The 18,582-nt window shown below is 56.0% G+C and carries 18 protein-coding genes; all 18 read left to right on the plus strand.

Annotation, left to right across the window (positions count from 1 at the left end; genetic code table 11):
* Positions 1–52 precede the first annotated feature (52 nt).
* Positions 53–577: a hypothetical protein gene (locus LDN12_RS04550; protein WP_223921500.1), complete on the plus strand. Its 525-nt coding sequence runs from the start codon at positions 53–55 to the stop codon at positions 575–577.
* A 107-nt stretch (positions 578–684) separates the two neighbouring features.
* On the plus strand, positions 685–2,184 hold the full coding sequence (locus tag LDN12_RS04555) for a HAMP domain-containing sensor histidine kinase (RefSeq protein WP_223921501.1): 1,500 nt from the start codon (positions 685–687) through the stop codon (positions 2,182–2,184).
* A complete protein-coding gene (locus tag LDN12_RS04560; RefSeq protein ID WP_223921502.1) occupies positions 2,174–3,547 on the plus strand; it encodes a sigma-54 dependent transcriptional regulator in 1,374 nt (457 codons plus the stop codon). The genes LDN12_RS04555 and LDN12_RS04560 overlap by 11 nt, the downstream gene beginning before the upstream one ends.
* Before the next feature lie 16 nt (positions 3,548–3,563).
* Positions 3,564–4,544, plus strand: coding sequence for a GDP-L-fucose synthase (locus LDN12_RS04565; protein ID WP_223921503.1), 981 nt, complete (start codon positions 3,564–3,566; stop codon positions 4,542–4,544).
* A gap of 355 nt (positions 4,545–4,899) precedes the next feature.
* Positions 4,900–6,516: a glycosyltransferase family 39 protein gene (locus LDN12_RS04570; RefSeq protein ID WP_223921504.1), complete on the plus strand. Its 1,617-nt coding sequence runs from the start codon at positions 4,900–4,902 to the stop codon at positions 6,514–6,516.
* A 38-nt stretch (positions 6,517–6,554) separates the two neighbouring features.
* On the plus strand, positions 6,555–7,244 hold the full coding sequence (locus LDN12_RS04575; protein WP_223921505.1) for a glycosyltransferase family 2 protein: 690 nt from the start codon (positions 6,555–6,557) through the stop codon (positions 7,242–7,244).
* Between the two features lie 84 nt (positions 7,245–7,328).
* Positions 7,329–7,937 carry a winged helix-turn-helix transcriptional regulator gene (locus LDN12_RS04580; protein ID WP_223921506.1) on the plus strand — a complete coding sequence of 203 codons (609 nt, stop codon included), beginning with the start codon at positions 7,329–7,331 and terminating at the stop codon, positions 7,935–7,937.
* Positions 7,938–7,983: 46 nt separating this feature from the next.
* Positions 7,984–8,940 (plus strand): GDP-mannose 4,6-dehydratase, encoded by a 957-nt coding sequence (locus LDN12_RS04585; RefSeq protein WP_223921507.1) that lies wholly within the window; start codon positions 7,984–7,986, stop codon positions 8,938–8,940.
* A gap of 72 nt (positions 8,941–9,012) precedes the next feature.
* Positions 9,013–10,497 carry an oligosaccharide flippase family protein gene (locus LDN12_RS04590; RefSeq protein WP_223921508.1) on the plus strand — a complete coding sequence of 495 codons (1,485 nt, stop codon included), beginning with the start codon at positions 9,013–9,015 and terminating at the stop codon, positions 10,495–10,497.
* The gene (locus tag LDN12_RS04595; protein ID WP_223921509.1) at positions 10,491–11,210 is read left to right on the plus strand and encodes a bifunctional 2-polyprenyl-6-hydroxyphenol methylase/3-demethylubiquinol 3-O-methyltransferase UbiG; all 720 of its coding nucleotides are present in this window, start codon (positions 10,491–10,493) and stop codon (positions 11,208–11,210) included. Before LDN12_RS04590 ends, LDN12_RS04595 begins: the two co-directional genes overlap by 7 nt.
* Positions 11,197–12,021, plus strand: a complete 825-nt coding sequence (locus tag LDN12_RS04600; protein WP_223921510.1) for a glycosyltransferase family 2 protein — start codon at positions 11,197–11,199, stop codon at positions 12,019–12,021. The genes LDN12_RS04595 and LDN12_RS04600 overlap by 14 nt, the downstream gene beginning before the upstream one ends.
* Positions 12,022–12,034: 13 nt before the next feature.
* Positions 12,035–12,622 (plus strand): DapH/DapD/GlmU-related protein, encoded by a 588-nt coding sequence (locus LDN12_RS17850; protein ID WP_274382193.1) that lies wholly within the window; start codon positions 12,035–12,037, stop codon positions 12,620–12,622.
* Positions 12,604–13,431 carry a class I SAM-dependent methyltransferase gene (locus tag LDN12_RS04610; protein ID WP_223921511.1) on the plus strand — a complete coding sequence of 276 codons (828 nt, stop codon included), beginning with the start codon at positions 12,604–12,606 and terminating at the stop codon, positions 13,429–13,431. The genes LDN12_RS17850 and LDN12_RS04610 overlap by 19 nt, the downstream gene beginning before the upstream one ends.
* A gap of 4 nt (positions 13,432–13,435) precedes the next feature.
* On the plus strand, positions 13,436–14,320 hold the full coding sequence (locus tag LDN12_RS04615; RefSeq protein WP_223921512.1) for a glycosyltransferase family 2 protein: 885 nt from the start codon (positions 13,436–13,438) through the stop codon (positions 14,318–14,320).
* A gap of 33 nt (positions 14,321–14,353) precedes the next feature.
* Positions 14,354–15,577: a glycosyltransferase family 4 protein gene (locus LDN12_RS04620; protein ID WP_223921513.1), complete on the plus strand. Its 1,224-nt coding sequence runs from the start codon at positions 14,354–14,356 to the stop codon at positions 15,575–15,577.
* On the plus strand, positions 15,574–16,566 hold the full coding sequence (locus LDN12_RS04625; RefSeq protein WP_223921514.1) for a glycosyltransferase family 2 protein: 993 nt from the start codon (positions 15,574–15,576) through the stop codon (positions 16,564–16,566). Before LDN12_RS04620 ends, LDN12_RS04625 begins: the two co-directional genes overlap by 4 nt.
* 9 nt (positions 16,567–16,575) lie before the next feature.
* Complete coding sequence (locus tag LDN12_RS04630) at positions 16,576–17,583, plus strand: glycosyltransferase family 4 protein (protein ID WP_223921515.1); 1,008 nt, start codon at positions 16,576–16,578, stop codon at positions 17,581–17,583.
* 32 nt (positions 17,584–17,615) lie between these two features.
* On the plus strand, positions 17,616–18,551 hold the full coding sequence (locus LDN12_RS04635; protein WP_223921516.1) for an NAD(P)-dependent oxidoreductase: 936 nt from the start codon (positions 17,616–17,618) through the stop codon (positions 18,549–18,551).
* Positions 18,552–18,582 lie beyond the last annotated feature (31 nt).

The raw sequence follows: 18,582 nt of genomic DNA on the forward strand, positions 1-18,582 counted from the left end.
GGTTTTGTGTTAACGTCGCTTTTGCTACGTTATTTCGCGTACGGATTTGCTCATGGTCTTGGGATTCAATCATAACGTCATGTACAAGGGAGAGGTGTTCCACGTTCAAACCGAGGACAGTGGTGTCGCCAACCCCCACATAATTACCCTGCTCTACCGGGGAGGGGTCATTCTCGCCTCCAAAAAGACCAGTTATGCCGACATCCTCAAGATCGAGAACCTTGAATCCGTGGTGGAAGAGCTGATGAAGGACCAGCACAAGCAGATGATGCGGCGCCTCAAGTCGGGAGAGTTCGATCAGCGCGCTTTTCAAGCGCCGTCCGTGCCGACGGAGTCCGGCGGGGTGAAGCCTTCGATTCCCGCGGCGGAGCGCGGCGCCGGAATTTCTCCAACGCCGCCTGCTTCCCAACCCCGGTCATCCGCCACCGCTGATACCTCGCTCCTGTTTGCGCCACCGGCGCAGCAGCGGCAGGACACCACCGCCGGGCAGCAGCCGGCCGGTCGCGACAACCCGGCAAAAGAGGCGGTCAACCTTGATGATGTCATCCTGTCTTTTTTCGGTGCAAATGAAAAATAGTCCTGGTTCCTGGGGCTTACCTCGAATATGAGTTCAAGTACGGTCCTCCGGCATCGGCAGGAACGACTGCAACTAGGGCGCGCTAAGAGCGCACAGGGATATCATTAGTGTTCAAGAGCCTGACAACCCGCATTATCGCCACAACGATCGTCCTGCTCGTGGGTGGCATCTTTATCTATACCTTCTTCAACGTCCGGCAGCAGCAGTCCCAGTTGATCGAGACGGCCCGCGAGAGCACCGAACTGCTGCTCCATACCGTTGAAAACAGTATTTACAACACCATGCACCTGGGAAATGTTCAGGACGTGAGTTCCATCCTGGCCATGGTCGGGCAACACAACCAACTGGTCGGCGTGCGCATCTTCCATCCCCATGGCGTGATCCTGCGCTCATCCAACCCGGCCGAGGTCGGCAAGGTGGTCGGCACGGATGACTACCGGCTGTACCTTAATCCCAAGCATTACGGCATCTTCGACCTTCCCCCCTACGGGGAGGTGCTGTCGATGGTCAAGCCGATTTACAATGAAGCGGCCTGCCATGCCTGCCACGGCAGCAAGGCCAAGGTCATCGGCATCCTCAATGTCGACTATTCGCTCTACCGGACCAAGATGCAGATGCTGGAGGCGTCGCGCATCTTTATCGCCTCATCGGTCGCCATCACCTTTTTCCTGTCGGTCACTATCTCTCTGATACTTTTCAAATTCGTCAAAAAGCCTCTGGACAGCATGACCGCCAACATGTCGCGTGTTGAAAACGGCGACCTGAGTGTGCGCATCGATTATCGCGGCACCGATGAGATCGGCAAGCTGGTCGATAGTTTCAATTCCATGGTGGACCGGCTCGACGTCGCCAAAAAAGAGTTGGAGCAGTATCATTTTCAGCAATTGGAGCGTGCGGACCGCTTGGCTTCCATAGGTGAAATGGCGGCGGGCATCGCTCACGAGATCAAGAATCCGTTGGCGGGCATCTCCGCCGCAGTGAGCATCATCAAGGACGACCTCGATGCCGACGACCCGCGCAGCGGCATTCTCAAGGAGGTGCTGCAACAGGTGCAGCGTCTGGACAAGACGGTCAACGATCTGCTCTTTTTCGGCAAACCGTCGGTCCCTGAACTGGCCTGCATCGACATCGGGGATGTTATCGAGAAGACCCTCAAGTTCGCTTCCCAGCATCGCGGGGTGATGCATATCGAGCGAAAGCTGGAGTTCGCCCCGAACCTTCCCACCGTGTATGCCGACGGCAAGCAGATGCAGCAGGTCTTCCTCAACCTCATCCTGAACGCCTTCCAGGCCATGAGCGACGGAGGCACGCTGACCATCAGCACCGGCCTGACCACGCGCCAGGGACGAGATCATGTGCGGATAGACGTGGCCGACACCGGCCCCGGCATCCCTTCCCAGATACAGGAAAAGATCTTCACGCCCTTTTTTACCACCAAGGCACAGGGCACCGGCCTGGGGTTGCCGATCTGCTACAAGCTGATCAATCTTCACAACGGTTTTTTTACCGTTTCGAACAATACCCCGCGGGGTACCGTATTCACCATAGAGCTGCCGGCCTGCAGCGTTCATGACATCGATGAGTCAAGGAGTGAGCATGAAGCGTAACAAGATTCTGGTCGTTGACGACGAACACCTGATCCGCTGGTCGCTGGAACAAAATCTTAAGAAACAGGGCTATGAGGTCGTTACCGCCGGCGACGGCGAGGATGCGTTGCGCCTGGCCCGTGAGGAACAGCCCGATCTGGTGCTGCTCGACATCCAGATGCCGGGCATCAACGGCATCGAGGTGCTGGAAAAGATCAAGGAATACGATGAAGAGATCGTGGTCATCATGGTGACCGCCCACGGCGGGCTCGAAACGGCGGTCAACGCCATGCGCCTGGGAGCCCATGACTACATCAGCAAACCGTTCAATCTCGACGAACTCTCCATAATCATCAAAAAGGCGCTGGAAACCACCGATCTCAAACGCGAGGTGGCCCGTCTCCGCTCCGAAACGAAGAAATCGGTCCCGCCCAACATCATCGGCGATAGCAGGCAGATAAAGCTCCTGATGGAGGTGCTGGACAAGGTCGCCAAGAGCGAGGCCTCTACGGTGCTGGTGCAGGGCGAATCAGGGACCGGCAAGGAACTGGTGGCCAAATGGATCCACTACAGCTCCAACCGCGCCGAAAAACCGTTCATCGCCATCAACTGCGCCGCGGTACCGGCAACGCTTCTGGAAAGCGAACTGTTCGGCCATGAAAAAGGGGCCTTCACCGACGCCAAGAACACCAAGAAAGGCCTGTTCGAGCTGGCCGACGGCGGCACCGTGTTCCTGGACGAGATCGGCGACATGGAGATGGGGATGCAGGCCAAGTTGCTCCGTTTCCTGGAAGACCGCTCGTTCCGCCGCATCGGCGGCGGCAGGGTCTTCACCGTCGATGTGCGCATCATCTCCGCCACCAACAAGGACCTGCAAAAGTCCATCGAGGAAAAATCCTTTCGCAACGACCTCTATTACCGGTTGCAGGTCATCCCCATCCATCTGTCCCCCCTGCGGGAGCGGAAGGAAGACATCATCCCCCTGGCCAACCATTTCATCGACGTCTACAACAAGGACTTCAACAAGAAGGTCCAGGGCATAGCCGGCATGGCCGAGCGCATCCTGGCCGATTACGGTTGGCCGGGCAATGTGCGTGAATTGAAAAACGTCATCGAACGGGCCATTATCCTGGGTAACGAAGATACCCTCATGCTGGAACACCTGCCGCTGGAGATCGTGGCGAAGACCTCTCCCCAGAGCGGCCCCCCGCTGGCCACGTTCCGGCTCCCGGCCGAGGGGATCGATATCGAGGAGGTGGAAAAGGAACTCATCCGCCAGGCCCTCGACAGCACGGAGTGGAACCAGTCCAAGGCTGCCAAGAAGCTCAGCCTGGGCATCGACGCCTTCCGTTACCGGATGAAGAAGTTTGGATATCTGAAATAACCAGGAGCAGTGCCGAATGAACCAGCAGGACAAGATATATGTGGCCGGGCACGGCGGCATGGTCGGCTCGGCCATCGTGCGCGGCCTGCGCGGCGCAGGTTATGACAATCTGGTGCTCCGTTCCCGGGAGGAACTGGATCTGTGCAATCAGGCCGCGGTTCATGCCTTCTTTCGTGAGGAACGCCCGGAGTACGTGGTCCTGGCCGCCGCCAAGGTGGGCGGGATCGTTGCCAACAGCACCCTGCCGGCTCAGTTCATCTACGACAACCTGATGATCCAGAACAACATCGTGCATGCCTCGTGGAATGTCGGCGTAAAGCGCCTGCTGTTCCTGGGCAGCACCTGCATCTATCCCAAGCTGGCCCCCCAGCCGCTGAAGGAGGAATACCTCCTGACCGGCCCCCTGGAGCCGACCAACGACGCCTACGCCGTGGCCAAGATCGCCGGCATTACCCTGTGCCGCTCCTTCAACCGCCAGTACGGCACCCGCTACCTGGCGGCCATGCCGACCAACCTCTACGGCCCCAACGACAACTTCGACCTGACCTCGTCCCACGTCCTGCCGGCCCTGATCCGCAAATTCCACGATGCCCGGCAAAGCGCCGCCGCCACCGTCACGGTCTGGGGCAGCGGCACGCCCCTGCGGGAATTCCTCCATGTGGACGACCTGGCGGACGGCTGCCTGCACCTGATCAACCTGCCGGACGCGGAGTATGGCAGGCTGCTGGAGGACCCGGCGGCCCCGGCGCTGATCAATATCGGCAGCGGCGAGGAGTTGACCATCCGCGACCTGGCCCTGCTGGTGAAAAAGGTGGTCGGGTTCGAGGGGGAACTCGTTTTCGATGCCGGCAAGCCCGACGGCACGCCGCGCAAGCTCTGCGACGTGTCCCGGCTCCATTCGTTTGGCTGGCGGCACCGCACCGCGCTTGAGGACGGTTTGCGGGAGACCTACTCCTGGTTTCTGGGTGCCCTGGCCTCCGGTGCGATTCGGGGCTGATGCGTTTTTCCTGAAAAGCGTTCACAAAATGAACGCTTTTTGCTTGCCAGACCCCCCCTTTTTTCGCTACTGTCCCTTCCATGAACCGTAGCGAAAAATCACCTGAATCCCGCCGCTCTCTCCCGCTCCTCTCCGAAATAACCGGCGTGTCCCGGCGGGAAATCTGCCCTTGGCCCGGCATCGCCGCCGGCCCGGTACTACCATGTCCAGATCACGCATCTTTTCCGAATACCGCTCTCAGACGGGATGGCGCACTGATGCCGGGTCGTCCGGGAATAAGCGTGCAGTACGGAATTACGCAACATAGGGTAATGTACGGGTGGGGTGCAAAGGCCCGCGGTACGGTGCGAGGGGAATGACCGATATCCTGAAAAACAGATATGTGCCGCTCGTTGCGCTGGCGGTCTTCCTGGGCGTTTTTTTCTTCATGGCCACGGCGCAGCTCGATATGCCGGGGCTCTACTATGACGAGTGCATTTTTGTCAATGCCGCCACCGGAGGCACCAGCGGCACCTTCATCCATAAAGTCGTCCTTGGCGTCCCGGTGATGATCATGGGGTACATCGGCGCTTTAAAGTCCTTCTTCTACTATCCGGTATTCCACTATTTCGGGGTTTCGCCGCAGACCATCCGCCTCCCCGTCATCATGCTTTCCTCGGCGACGATCGTCTTCTGCTTCCTCTTGGGAAAACGTCTCTTCGGCGGGCTTGGGGCGCTTCTGCTGGCAGGGCTGGTCGCGACGGACCCCGCCTTCATCTACAACGTCAGGCTCGATTTCGGCCCGGTCGCCCTCATGCTCCTGTTCAAGATGGCGGCACTCTACTTTTTTTTCGAATTCCTGGCGACACGCCGCACCCTGTTTGCCGGTCTCCTGGTCCTTGCCCTGCTACTAGGCTTCTACGACAAGCTGAACTTCATCTGGTTCACAAGCGCTTTTCTCGTAGCGGCGGGCTTGTTGTACGGCAAGGAACTGCTCGCCGCTTTCCCCGGCAACCGTAAGGCCCACGTTGCCCTGCTGGCCCTGTTCCTGGCATGCATGACCTTCGGGGTCTTCGCCCTGGTCGTCCCGACCCTCTCCACCCCAAGCGGGATACCGCCCCAAAGCATCGGCTCCAAGATACGGTACGTCGCGAAAATATTCTTATCCACCATGAACGGCAGTTGGCCTTTCACGGCAGTCCTGGACCGCGCTGAAATCCCGCGCACCTTTGCGAATTTTCTCGTTTTCCCCGTCGCGGCCGCATTGCTCGCCTCCCTATGGTCCGGGTTCGGCCCGTCCGCGCGGGGGGAGAACAGGGCCGAAGACAAGGCCATGTGGTTCTTTGCCCTTGTGTTCGCCATCATTTTTGCCGAAATAGTCATTACGAAACAGGGGGGCGGACCTCACCACGTGATGATGCTCTACCCGCTTCACTACCTCGTCCTTTTTGCCGGGGTGCGCCCGCTGCGGCGGCTCTTGCCCGCAAGATACCTTGCCCTTGGCGGTATGGGATGCCTGTTGGCGTATCTGGCGGGGGTTGGGGCCCAACTCTATGCCGATACCGAATATAGTGCCGCATTCCGTGAAAAGAGGCATTTTACCGCTGCATGGGACCCGGCGATTTACCGGCTTTCGGATTTGCTGGAACAGGCCGGGCCCGATCTCGTGGTCTGCGCCGACTGGGGGGTGCAGACCCAGCTATTCTCCCTGGCGCCTCCGGCGGGCAGGGGCAAATACGTGGAAGGATCGGGCATCCTGAAGAGGGTGGACCCGGATGACCCGTCAGGCGCCGAGTTTCTTTATCAGAGGATGTTCAAAGGGGTAAACACCTGCGTGGTGCTGTTGGGCAAGGATGCCGGCATGGACCGGGCGGGTGGGCGAAACTTCGAAAAATTGTACCGGAACAGGTTACCGTCGGCAGCGTTCCACGAGAAAGTCGTCTCTGCCGACGGAAAAGAACTGTACGAGGTCTATGGCCTGTCCGGGCATTGATTGAAATTTAAAATCAGCACGTATCAGGAGGGTGTTGCATGCTTCTTTCCGTCGTTATCCCTTGTTATAACGAATCCGCCACGATAAAAGACGTGATCCGGGCCGTATTGCAGTCCCCGATCGACGAAAAAGAGATCATCGTCGTCGATGACTGTTCCACCGACGGGACGGCCGAAATCCTGCGGGACGAGATAGCGCCCCTGGTGGCAAAGGTCATCACCCACTCGCGGAATATGGGGAAAGGCGCCGCGCTCCGCACCGGCATTGCCGCTGCAACCGGGGATTTCGTCATTATCCAGGATGCCGACCTGGAGTACGACCCGCAGGAGTATTCCATGCTCCTGGAACCGCTTCTCGCCAACAAGGCCGATGCCGTGTTCGGTTCGCGATTCATGGGCAACCGCCCGCACAGGGTCCTGTACTACTGGCACAGCATAGGGAACTGGGTCCTTACTTCGGTCTCCAACATGTTCACCAACCTGAACCTCACCGACATGGAGACGTGTTACAAGGTCTTTCGCCGGGAACTTATTCAAGCGGTGAACATAGAAGAAAACAGGTTCGGCTTCGAACCGGAAATCACCGCAAAGATCGCCAAACAAGGCTGTAGAATATACGAAGTCGGCATCTCGTACTACGGGCGGACTTACGAAGAAGGGAAAAAAATCGGATGGAAAGACGGCTTCCGGGCAATATACTGCATCGTCAAATACAACCTTTTCCGATGAAGCCGGGTCGCTGCCGGGCAAAGAACGTTCACGATATGAACATTTTGCTTGCCATTTTCACCCCCCTTCACTACGGTTCATACTATGAACGTTAACAACGAAAAATCGCTTGAATCCTACCGCTCCCTCCTGCTCCTCTCCGAAATAACCGGCGAAGAGCCCCTGTCCCAGCGGGAACTCTCCCGCCGGCTCGGCATCGCCGTGGGGCTGGTCAACTCGTATCTGAAGAACCTGGTCGCCAAGGGGTATGTGCGGGTCAAGAACTTCCCCAGCAACCGCTACGCCTATCTCCTCACCCCCCAGGGCCTGGCCGAGAAAAGCCGCCTCGCCTACCAGCATTTAAGCTATTTCACCAGCCTCTATACCGTGGCCCGACAGGACTATCTGGACCTGTTCCGCCGCCTCGAAGCATCCGGCGTGCGGGAGGTGGCCTTCTGCGGGGTGGACGAGGTGGCCGAGGTGGCCTACCTGTCGCTGCGGGAGACCGGGTTGAAACTGGTGGCGGTCATGGACGACGGTCGCGCCGGCGAGGTGTTCTTCGGGGTTCCGGTTGTGTCATTGGCAAACGGCGTGCGGGAACATCGTGGCCCGGTGATTATCTCCTCGCTGAAGCAGAGAGATGGACTTACCCAAGCACTTCGCGGCTTGAGCGTAACGGCATCCCAGATCTTTATCGCCGGAGTTGCAGAGTAGACATTTGGGTTCAGGTATGCCGTTTGTCTGAAAGGAGAGAAGAGGTATGGCTAAAAAAGCACTTATCTGCGGCGTGTCCGGTCAGGATGGCGCGTATCTGTCCCTGTTTCTGCTGGGTAAGGGGTATGAGGTCCATGGGACCGCCAGGGACGCCCAGATGTCTTCCTTCGCGAATCTCGGCAAACTGGGTATTCGCGACCGCATCGCCTTTCACTCCATGGCGCTGAATGATTTTCGGAGCGTTCTCCAGGTGTTGTCGAGCGTTCGCCCCGACGAGATCTACAATCTGGCAGGGCAGAGTTCGGTCGGGCTTTCTTTTGAACAACCCGTGGAAACGCTGGAAAGCATCAGTGTCGGAACCCTGAATCTCCTGGAGGCGATCCGTTTCTTGAAGTGCCCCGCCAGGCTGTATAATGCCGGTTCAAGCGAGTGTTTCGGCAATACGGGGGGAGAGGCCGCGGACGAGACGACCCCCTTTCGCCCGCGAAGCCCCTATGCCGTAGCCAAGGCGACGGCCTTCTGGGAAATCGCCAACTATAGAGAAGCATACAACCTGTACGCCAGCACCGGGATCCTCTTCAATCATGAATCGCCGTTGCGCCCCGAACGGTTCGTTACCCAGAAGATTGTGCGGAGCGCCTGCCGGATTGCGCAAGGGGCCGTTGAAAAACTGAAGCTCGGCAATATGGACATAGCCAGGGACTGGGGGTGGGCGCCCGAGTATGTCGAGGCCATGTGGCTGATTCTCCAGCAGGAACGCCCCGATGATTTCGTGATCGCGACCGGTGAGACCAGCAGGCTGGAGGATTTTGTGGCCGAGGTTTTCAAGGCCGTGGGGCTTGATTGGCGCGACCATGTGGAAAGCGATGCATCGCTGCTTCGGCCATCCGAAATTATGGTCAGCAGGGCTAACCCGGAAAAATCGGCCAGGACGTTCGGCTGGCGGGCCACCTACAAAATGCGCGATGTCGCTCGAATGATGGTGGAAGAGTATTTGCAATAATACTGTGGATGCGTCGCTGGCGTACCGCGTGGCTGGCGCCGTTTGCGCCGCTGGCGGCAATCAGGATACCGAATGACTGAAGATGCACCCCATAACTCGCAGCAGGATTTTCAGGACCTCAAGAAGAAGTCCCTGAAAGGCATGTCGGCGCTGTTCGTCCGGCAAGTCCTCGTAAAGGTGATCTTCTTTGTCGGCAACATCATCCTGGCCCGGCTGCTGGCGCCGCAGATATTCGGGATTTACGCCATAGTGCAGTTCGTGGTGCAGTTTTTCTCCACGTTCGGCGATGTGGGTATCGGCGCGGCGCTGATCCAGAAAAAGGGGGACCTGAGCCGGGAAGAGCTTTCCACCACCTTCTGGCTGCAGCAAATGCTGGTGGTGTCGGTGGTCGCCGTGGTTGTCCTGGCGGCGCCGCTGGCGTTGAAGGTCTACCCGACCCTGCCGCCGGTCGGGGTCTGGCTGATCCGGGCCATGGCGGTCAGCTTCCTGTTTTCATCGCTCAAGACGATCCCCGCCATTCTCATGGAGCGGAATATCGACTTCAATCGGATCGCCTGGGTGGATATCACCGAAAACCTGGCATATCAGGGGGTGGCGGTTGTCTGTGCCTACCTGGGGTACGGGGTATGGAGTTTCGTGGCGGCGGCCATCACCAGGGCATTCCTGGGGGCTGTGCTCATTTATGCGCTGTCGTCGTGGCGGCCGAGTTTTCATTACCGGTTCGAATCGGTCAAGGGTTTGGTGCGGTTTGGCTTGCCGTATCAGGGGAACCAGATCCTCAATTTTATCAAGGATTCCGTCACGCCGCTGTTCGTTGGGGTGTATGCAGGGGCCGCTGCGGTAGGGTATCTGAGATGGGCATGTAACTTTGCTTTTGTCCCGCTTGTGCTGTCGGAAACGTTTGGACGAGTGGCATTTCCGGCATTCTCAAAGTTGCAGGATGATGCAGCACTTCTTGGGAGGACGGTAGAAAAGTCAATTCGGATGATGACATTTGTAATGCTGCCGGTGACAGCTATTTTGGTGGCATTGGCTCCCGAGATTACCCATGTTTTTTATACCGATAAATGGCTCCCCGGCCTCAATGCATTTTACCTGTATTCTTTTACGCCGTTGCTGATGGGGATTGCACTACCAATGTTCAGTGGCATTTTGTGCCTTGGAAAATCAAATATAATTCTGGCGATGACAGTGGTTTTGGTTGCCATTGAATGGGGGATTGGAGCCCCGCTTGTGCTGAAATTCGGGTTTGTGGGGATTGCTGTTACACAACCAATTACCTACATTCTTTTTGTGTTGGTCTATAAATGGCTGCTCAGCCGGAATAGTGTTGAAATTCGTGTTATTCCGAATGTAGCTTCGAATTTATTAGTTACATTAACCATGGTGGCCGTAATTGAATTAATAAAGGGATTGTTCGTGCCAAATTTGATTTTCGTAATATTGGTCTCGGCTGCAAGCGCAACCCTTTATTGGGGACTTTCGTACATTCTGAACAGACAAAATATGACAGAGGCGATATCATATTTTCGTCAGGTCAAAGGATCAAAATGCTGAAGACGGCAATAAAAAACTGGTTACTCGTTCGGACTGATCCGGAGCTGCGAGATATCGCCAAGATATTTAAAGAAACGGCTGAACATAAGGGGCCGCGAGACCCCTTTTCACTTGAATGCGATAAAGTATTCCTCGATAGACTTCAGTTTAATCCGTGCGCCTTAAAGATGGATTTTTGGGAAAAACATTTTGAGTTGGACTCGATCACTCACTTTGAGGAAATATCCGGCAGAATTCTTGATTTTGGATGCGGTTCAGGGCATTTGGATGTGCTTTTAGCCCGAAGGGGAATGACTGTTCATGGCATCGACCTCAGTCCGATTGGGATAATGATAGCAAACCGTTTGCGTGAGAGAGAACCACATGATGTTAAAAAACTAGTAACATTTTCAGTTGTAGATGTGATCTCCCAAAAGCCTGACGGAGAATTATTTGATTCCGCATGGTCGGCCCATGTTTTTGAACATATTGCAGACCCTGCCCCTGTTCTGGCTGGATTACATAATTGGGTCAAGCCTGGCGGCCACCTTCTCATCTCGGTTCCACTTGGAACGGCTTATGATGATCCGGGGCATGTTAATCACTTTTTTTCCGCTCACGAGTTGTCCCAATTTCTTAGCCCACATATAAAAATTAAGAGAATCGAGGAAAATAACGAATTCAATGTAATTAGAGCGCTGTGTGTTTTTGGGGGAAACCATGAGCAGCCATAATATATCCGCAGTCCTCCTGGTAAGAAACGAGGAGCCGAACATCCGGCTGTGCCTTGAAGGCCTGAAATGGTGTGATGAAATAGTCGTTGTGGATATGGAGAGTGAAGATGATACGGTTGCAATAGCCAGGGAGTTTACGGACAATATTTACTCGCATGAACGAGTTATTGCCTTCGACATTGCAAAGAATTATGCCGTTGAAAAGGCGAGCAACGAATGGGTGTTGCTGATTGATGCCGACGAAATGGTCCCGGCATGTTTGGCAGCAGAACTGAGGCTCATTGCCGAAAAAGATGAGGTAGACGCGGTCTATATAGCATTTAAGAATTTTATCCTGGGAGAATGGAATCGAGCAAAGGCGTGGTGGCCGAATTATCATTGCCGTTTTTTTAAAAAGCAATCGATGATGATTTCGGAAAGAATTCATGCATACATGTCCGTTTCCAATACTGCGCGTACCTTGTATCTGCCGCCCGAGGAAAAATTCGCGATTCATCATTTTGCGTATAGGGATGCTGAACAATTCATTTCCAAGCTCAATAGATATACAACAATTGAGGCTAAACACTTATATGATGATGGGAAGAAGTTTACCTACTACCTGTTTTTTAAGTCTACGATAAAGGAATTCATTGATAGATATATTAGATTAGGTGGGTATAAAGACGGATTAAGAGGCTTTTTTGTTTGTATTATGATGGTTATGTACCGTGCCGTTGCATGCATAAAGTTGTGGGAGTTGCATGAAAATAAAGATGATATAAAACATAAATATGATAAATTAAAGAATAATATCATTGGCGGTTATTGAGGATAATATACAAATGATAACTGACATAATAAGAAAAATTAAGAAACGGCTGATTACTTATTACAATAGGACCATATTTAAAAAATATGGGGCTAATGTAACCATTCTAAAACCAAGTATGATAACTAATCCAAAATATATTGAAATAGGAAGTAATGTACTCATACGTGAGTATTCAAGAATAGAGGCTGTAGATACTTACGGTAATGCAAAATATACCCCCGAACTCAAGATCGGTGACGGTACGCATATCGAACAATTTTTTCATGTAGGTTCGTGTGAATGTGTTGAAATAGGTAAAAATGTACTTATTGCCGGAAGAGTGTATATATCTGACCACAATCACAATTTTAAAAATATCGAAGAGCCTATTGTCAATCAGGGTATCGAGGCAGGTGGAAAGGTAGTTATAGGCGATAATTCCTGGCTGGGCGAAGGCTGCGTAATACTGCCGGGGGTTTCTATTGGCAAAGGGGCAGTGATAGGCTCGAATGCCGTAGTAACAAAAAGTATCCCGCCATTTTCCGTGGCAGTCGGCATTCCTGCTAAAGTCATACGTCAATATAATAATGAGACCAAAGCATGGGAACTACTGAAGTGACGGGCTCTGCAATCAACTGTTTGTGCGGGAACCAAAGTGCCGATTTCCTGTTTTCCGTACACAAATATACTGTTCATCAATGCGTTGCATGCGGTCAGGTCTATATCTCCGGCATTAGTCTCGACAGCAGTTCTTCTGAATACGATGAAAGCGATTATTTTACCGAGCGCAACAATTACCTGGAAAAATGGGGGGAACTCTCTACTCATTTTCAAGGCATATTGAATAAGATAAAGACATACAAGTCAAACGGTGCTTTTCTTGATGTCGGCTGTAGTGTGGGGGTGCTTCTCGACGTTGCCCGGCAAAACGGTTTTGAGGTCAAGGGCGTGGAGTTTTCCACATGGGCTTCGGAGTTTGCCAGGCAAAAAGGGTTTGATGTCGTGACAGGGGGGTTGATTGAAGCCGCCTATCCTGAGAAGAGCTTTGATGTCATCGTTATGAATCATGTCCTCGAACATATTCCCGACCCGGTTGAAATCATGATGGAATTGGGGCGGATATTGAAAGACGACGGGCTGCTGGTTATTGGTGTGCCCAACTTCGGTTCCTATATGGCAAAACTGATGAAGGGGAAATGGTTTTCGCTCATGCCGGACCAGCATATCTGGCAGTTCACGCGCGAATCTCTCGGCAAGCTGCTCCAGAAGGGCGGTTTTGTGGAGGTATATTTCGAAGCAAAGGATAATCATGCAATAGTCGGGTGGCGACCGATCAAAATAGTGCAACGGCTCGTGAACAAAATTGCATTATTGACAAACAATGCCGAAGCAATGCTCGTTTTTGCCCGAAAAACAGGGAATGAATGAGCCTTTGGTTTACATAGTTCTCCTCAACTGGAACGGCTGGCGCGACACGTCGGAGTGTGTCGAGTCATGCAAAAAGCTGACGTACCCCGATTTTCGCATCATCATCGTCGATAACGGCTCCACCGACGGTTCCGAGGCGATCCTGCGGGAACGCTTCCCCGATATGGAAGTGGTGCAGACTGGTTCGAATCTGGGTTTTGCCGGCGGTAACAATGCGGGTATCCGGCGGGCGCTTGAGCACGGGGCCGATTATGTCTGGCTCCTCAACAACGATACGGTGGTTTCCCCCGATACGCTCGCGTCATTGGTGCGCGTTGCGGAGGGCGACGACAGAATCGGCATGGTGGGGAGCAAGATCGTTTATTACGATAACCCGGCGCTTTTGTGGTATGCCGGGGCCGTGCTCGACCCGGCGCGCCCCCAGCGTCCCGCACATCGGGGGCTTCGCGAGCACGACCGGGGGCAGTACGATACGGCGGGGGAAACCGGGTATGTCACCGGGTGCAGTCTGCTCGCCCGTCGTGCGTTGCTGGAGGCTGTCGGCCTGCTGGACGATGATTTTTTCCTCTATTTCGAGGATGTGGATTGGTGTGCGCGGGCAAGACGGGGGGGGTGGCGTCTTATGTATGCCCCTTCCTCCGTGGTGCGGCATAAGGAGTCGATGAGCGCCGGAGGGGCGGCATCGCCTGCGCTGATGTACTACACGGCGCGGAACCGGCTCTATTTCGTGCGGCGGAATTTTTCCGCAAAACTTGCCCGGGCCCTGTGGTACGACCTGTACGAGCATGTGTTGGTGAATATCAAGAAGAGGCGGTTTTCGGCGGCGCGTTCGGCCGCGCGCGGGGTGTGGGATTTTTTTCGCGGCAGGACGGGCCGTTACCGGGGATAGGGCAAGCATGCCGGGATTGGGTGGGAAAAACGCATGAAGATTCTTATGGTCACTCCCTATCCGGCTTGTCCCGGCGCGGACGGCGGCGGTACGGTGATGTTCAACCTGATCCGGCATCTCGCCGCGCGGCACGAGATCGTCTATCTCTCGTTCGCCCGGCAAGAGGATCTGGAGCGCCTGGCGCAGGTGGCGCCGTATTGCGCCGAGGTGGTTACGGTGCCGCTTCCCGGCGGGGCCGGGATGTCCGCCCTGGCCAAAGGGCTCAATCTGGCGCGGCGGGTCGTGCATAATGTGCTCTCGTATGCGACCCTGACGCCCGTGGTGGTCCGCAAGTGCCAAAGCCGGGCCATGGATGAGGCGATCCGCCGGGCGGTCGAGCGGCATAAGCCGGATGCGGCGCACCTCTGCTTTCCCCAGATGGCCCATTATATCGAGGCCTGCGCCGGTACGCCGGCAGTGATGGATACGCTGGATGTGGCCCTGGTGGGGGTGTTTCGCAGGGCCATGAACGCCCGGCGCGTCTGGGAGAAGTTGTATTATCTGATGCAGTGGCTGTTCTGGGTGCGCTACGAATCCCGTTATTTTCCGCGTTTTGGAAAGGTTTTGACGGTCACCCGTCAGGACGCGGCGGCTCTGACCATGGCCATGCCCGATCTGGATGTTTACGCGGAGGCCATCGCCGTCGATGCCGGTTCGCAGCCCGCGCCGGAGCGGGACAGGGGCGTCAGGATCGGTTTTCTCGCCAGTTTCGGCCATCCGCCCAATACGGATGCGGCCCTCTATTTTGCGGAATCCGTCCTGCCCCTTGTCAGGGAGCGGATGCCGGATGCCTTGTTTGTCGTGGCGGGGAGGAACCCGCCGCGTTTGCTGCTCGATCTGAAAGACAAGGGAGTGACCTGCCTGGGGTTCGTCGATGATGTGTCCGAATTCTACGGCTCGGTCGATGTGGTGGTGGCGCCGATCCGTTACGGCGGCGGGATCAAGATCAAAGTGCTGGAGGCAATGGCCTGCGGCAAGCCGTTGGTCGCCACCTCGGTCGGCGCCGAAGGGATCACGGAGGCGGGCGAGGGGGCCTTTCTGGTCGCGGATGACCCGGCCGCCTTTGCCGGGGCGGTGATTGCGCTGTTGTCCGACAAGGAACGGCGGGCCGTGCTGGGGGAGCGGGCGCGGCAGGTTATTGAGCGGCGTTTTTCATGGCACCGGCTCTGCGACGATCTGGACACTATCTACCGGGCGCTCGACGCGGTGAAGAGGTGAAGGTATCGGTCATCATCCTCACCTGGAACGGCCGGGCGTATCTCAAGGAGTGTCTGGATTCGCTGGAGGCACAGTCCTTCCGCGATTTTGAGACGATCCTCGTGGACAACGGTTCAACCGACGGGTCGGCCGACCATGTGCGAAGCGAGTATCCCTGGGTTCGCTTGCTGGAACTGCCGGAGAACGCCGGTTTTGCCGAAGGGAATAACCGCGGCCTGGCGTTGGCGCGGGGCGATTATATCGTTACCCTCAACAACGACACCAAGGTCGATCCCGGCTTTCTGGCCGAGTTGGTCCGGGCCGTGGAGGGCGATGGTCGCGTCGGCATGGTGGCGGCCAGGATGCGCAATTTCTACCGGCCGGAACGGATCGACGCCGCCGGCCTGAAGATCGGCACCAATGGCCTGGGGTACAACATAGGCTACGGCGAGATCGACGACGGCCGCTACGACGGCGTGCCGCTGTTCGGCCCCTGCGGCGGGGCGGCGCTCTACCGCCGGGAGTTGCTGGACGAGGTCGGCTTCTTCGATGCGGATTTCTTCGCGTATTACGAGGATTTCGACCTGGCCTGGCGTGCGCGTTTGGCCGGTTGGAAGGCGCTTGCCGCGCCGCGGGCGCTCGTGTATCATGTGCACTCGGCCACGGGCGGGGAGATGAGCCGTTTCAAGGTGTACCACACGCACCGGAACAAGTGGTTCGTGATCGTCAAGAACTGGCCTGCCGCGTTGCTCCGGCGGCATTTCGTCTCCATCGTCTGCGCCGATTGCGCCGCTTTCTGCCTGGCTGTGTTGCGGGGGAGGGGACTGGCGGCCCTGCGGGCAAGGCTGGATGTCCTGGGCGGTCTCGCCCGGCTCTTGCATAAGCGGCGCGAGGTGCAGGGCGGGAGCAAGCTGTCGGACCTTCAGGCGGCATCGCTTTATTCACCTCATGAGCATCCATTTCGGACTTTTTGGCGAAAAACGGGCATAAAACGTAATGTCGGACCGTAAGGTACAATTGTGAAAATTTTGATCCTGGCACGCAAGGGCGAATCCCTGACCGGCGGCGGCACCTACCAGACCAACGTCCTGCGGGAACTCGCCAAGCGGCATACCGTAAGGGTTTATGAGTCCGACGCGGACCTGAACGAGGAGTGGGATATCGCCCACTGTCTCAACCTGAAACACCTTTCGCCGGAGCTGGCGCGGAAGTTACGCTGCCCTCTGGTAGTCGATAGCCACGATTATTACTGGATACGTTATTACCATTTTTTCTGTCTCGATTTTCCGGTCCGGTTCCTGTTGCAGCAATACCGGAAGATCAGGTATCGGCGACTCTTTCCGCTCATCGACGGGATTATCCTGCACGGCAGGTATGTGTATGACCTGTACGACCATCCCCACAAATACCTGAACTTCTATTATGGCCTTGACTATAGCGAGATCGAGTCGCGGCCGTGGGAGGAGAAGGAAAACCTGATCCTGTTCGTGGGTGGTGATTATTTCCGCAAGGGGATTCACCGCCTGCTGAGAGCTTTGCCGCTGGTGCTCAAACAGGTACCCAATGCCCGCTTGATGGTGATCGGCAACGACTATGGCTACGTCAAGGCGTTTGCGCGTTTCCTGGCCCGTGGGTTGCCGGTGGAGTTCGTCTACGGTATGCCCCGCGCCGAGCTGTACAAGACCTACGGCAAGGCCAAGGCTTTTGTCATGCCGTCAGAGATCGAAGCGATCCCGCTGGTGTCGTCCGAGGCCACCATGGCCGGGGTGCCGCCCATACTCTCCGACGCGGGGGGCAATCCCGAGATCGTGCTGGATGGTAAGACCGGTTTTATCGTGCCGCTCGATGACTTTCATTTGCTGGCCGAGCGGATCGTCAGCTGCCTTGCCGACCGGGAGTTGGCGGAACGTCTCGTACAGTTGGGCAGGGCGTTTCTCGGCCAATTCACCACGGAGCGGATGATCGTCCGACTTGAAGAGATTTATGCGGCTGTGGCGAAAACGGAACGCGTGAAAGGCAAAAGGTGAATAATCACAGAAACTTTTATAGCGGAAAGCGGGTGTTGGTCACCGGAGGTCTCGGATTTATCGGGCTCAATACCTGCGCTCGGCTGCTGGACTTGGGGGCGGAGGTAACGGCGTTGGATAACTTCGTTCCACCCCGGATCACCCCCGACTTCGATGCGATCCGCTTACGCCTGCGTCTGGCGGTTGCTGATATCCGCGACGAAGAGAAGGTGGAGCGGGTGGTTCGGGATCAGGAGGTTGTCTTTAACCTAGCCGGCAAGTCGGGTGCGGCAGACAGCAACAAAACCCCGCTCAACGATCTGGATATCAATTGCCGTGGGCACCTGACCATACTGGAGGCCTGCCGCACCTTTAATCCCGGAGTGACGATCGTTTTTCCCAGCAGCCGCCTGGTGTATGGGAAGCCCCTCTATCTGCCAGTCGACGAGAAACATCCACTGGCGCCGGAATCCATCTACGCCGCCCACAAGCTGGCGGTTGAAAACTATCACCTCATATATGGCAAGCTGTATGGGCTCAAAACTACGGTCTTGCGCATCTCCAACCCCTATGGTCCCTTCCAGGCCGGGGAGGGGAGGGCCTATGGCATCGCAAACAGCTTCATTCAGGCAGCGGTAGCCGGAAGGCCGATCACATTGTTTGGCGATGGCCGTCAGCGCCGCGATTATCTCTATATTGACGACTTGGTCGAAGCCCTCCTGCTGGCTGCAGCCGCGCCGGAATCCCGCGGCAGGGTCTACAACATTGGCGACGGTCAGGGGACGAGTCTGCTGGAGTTGGCGGAACTGGCGGTGGCGGCGGCCGGGCAGGGAAAAATTGTCCACGTGCCCTGGCCGGAGGAGTACCGAGCCATTGAAACCGGAGACTACCTGTCCGATATCGGCTTGGCCCAGCATGATCTTGATTGGAGCCCGGGCACGGATATCCGTGAAGGCGTCGCCCGCACCGTGGAATTTTATAAACTGTAAAAAACAGTGAAAAAGGAAATGGTGAAAGGTT

Origin of the sequence: Geobacter sp. AOG2, from assembly GCF_019972295.1 — a bacterium.
GTDB lineage: Bacteria > Desulfobacterota > Desulfuromonadia > Geobacterales > Pseudopelobacteraceae > Oryzomonas.

Excerpts from the sequence above, each read along its gene's own strand:
- LDN12_RS04550 (WP_223921500.1), top strand. The coding sequence starts at position 53 with ATGGTCTTGGGATTCAATCATAACGTCATGTACAAGGGAGAGGTGTTC.
- LDN12_RS04560 (WP_223921502.1), top strand. The coding sequence starts at position 2,174 with ATGAAGCGTAACAAGATTCTGGTCGTTGACGACGAACACCTGATCCGC.
- LDN12_RS04565 (WP_223921503.1), top strand. The coding sequence starts at position 3,564 with ATGAACCAGCAGGACAAGATATATGTGGCCGGGCACGGCGGCATGGTC.
- LDN12_RS04570 (WP_223921504.1), top strand. The coding sequence starts at position 4,900 with ATGACCGATATCCTGAAAAACAGATATGTGCCGCTCGTTGCGCTGGCG.
- LDN12_RS04575 (WP_223921505.1), top strand. The coding sequence starts at position 6,555 with ATGCTTCTTTCCGTCGTTATCCCTTGTTATAACGAATCCGCCACGATA.
- LDN12_RS04580 (WP_223921506.1), top strand. The coding sequence starts at position 7,329 with ATGAACGTTAACAACGAAAAATCGCTTGAATCCTACCGCTCCCTCCTG.
- LDN12_RS04585 (WP_223921507.1), top strand. The coding sequence starts at position 7,984 with ATGGCTAAAAAAGCACTTATCTGCGGCGTGTCCGGTCAGGATGGCGCG.
- LDN12_RS04590 (WP_223921508.1), top strand. The coding sequence starts at position 9,013 with ATGACTGAAGATGCACCCCATAACTCGCAGCAGGATTTTCAGGACCTC.
- LDN12_RS04595 (WP_223921509.1), top strand. The coding sequence starts at position 10,491 with ATGCTGAAGACGGCAATAAAAAACTGGTTACTCGTTCGGACTGATCCG.
- LDN12_RS04600 (WP_223921510.1), top strand. The coding sequence starts at position 11,197 with ATGAGCAGCCATAATATATCCGCAGTCCTCCTGGTAAGAAACGAGGAG.
- LDN12_RS17850 (WP_274382193.1), top strand. The coding sequence starts at position 12,035 with ATGATAACTGACATAATAAGAAAAATTAAGAAACGGCTGATTACTTAT.
- LDN12_RS04610 (WP_223921511.1), top strand. The coding sequence starts at position 12,604 with ATGGGAACTACTGAAGTGACGGGCTCTGCAATCAACTGTTTGTGCGGG.
- LDN12_RS04620 (WP_223921513.1), top strand. The coding sequence starts at position 14,354 with ATGAAGATTCTTATGGTCACTCCCTATCCGGCTTGTCCCGGCGCGGAC.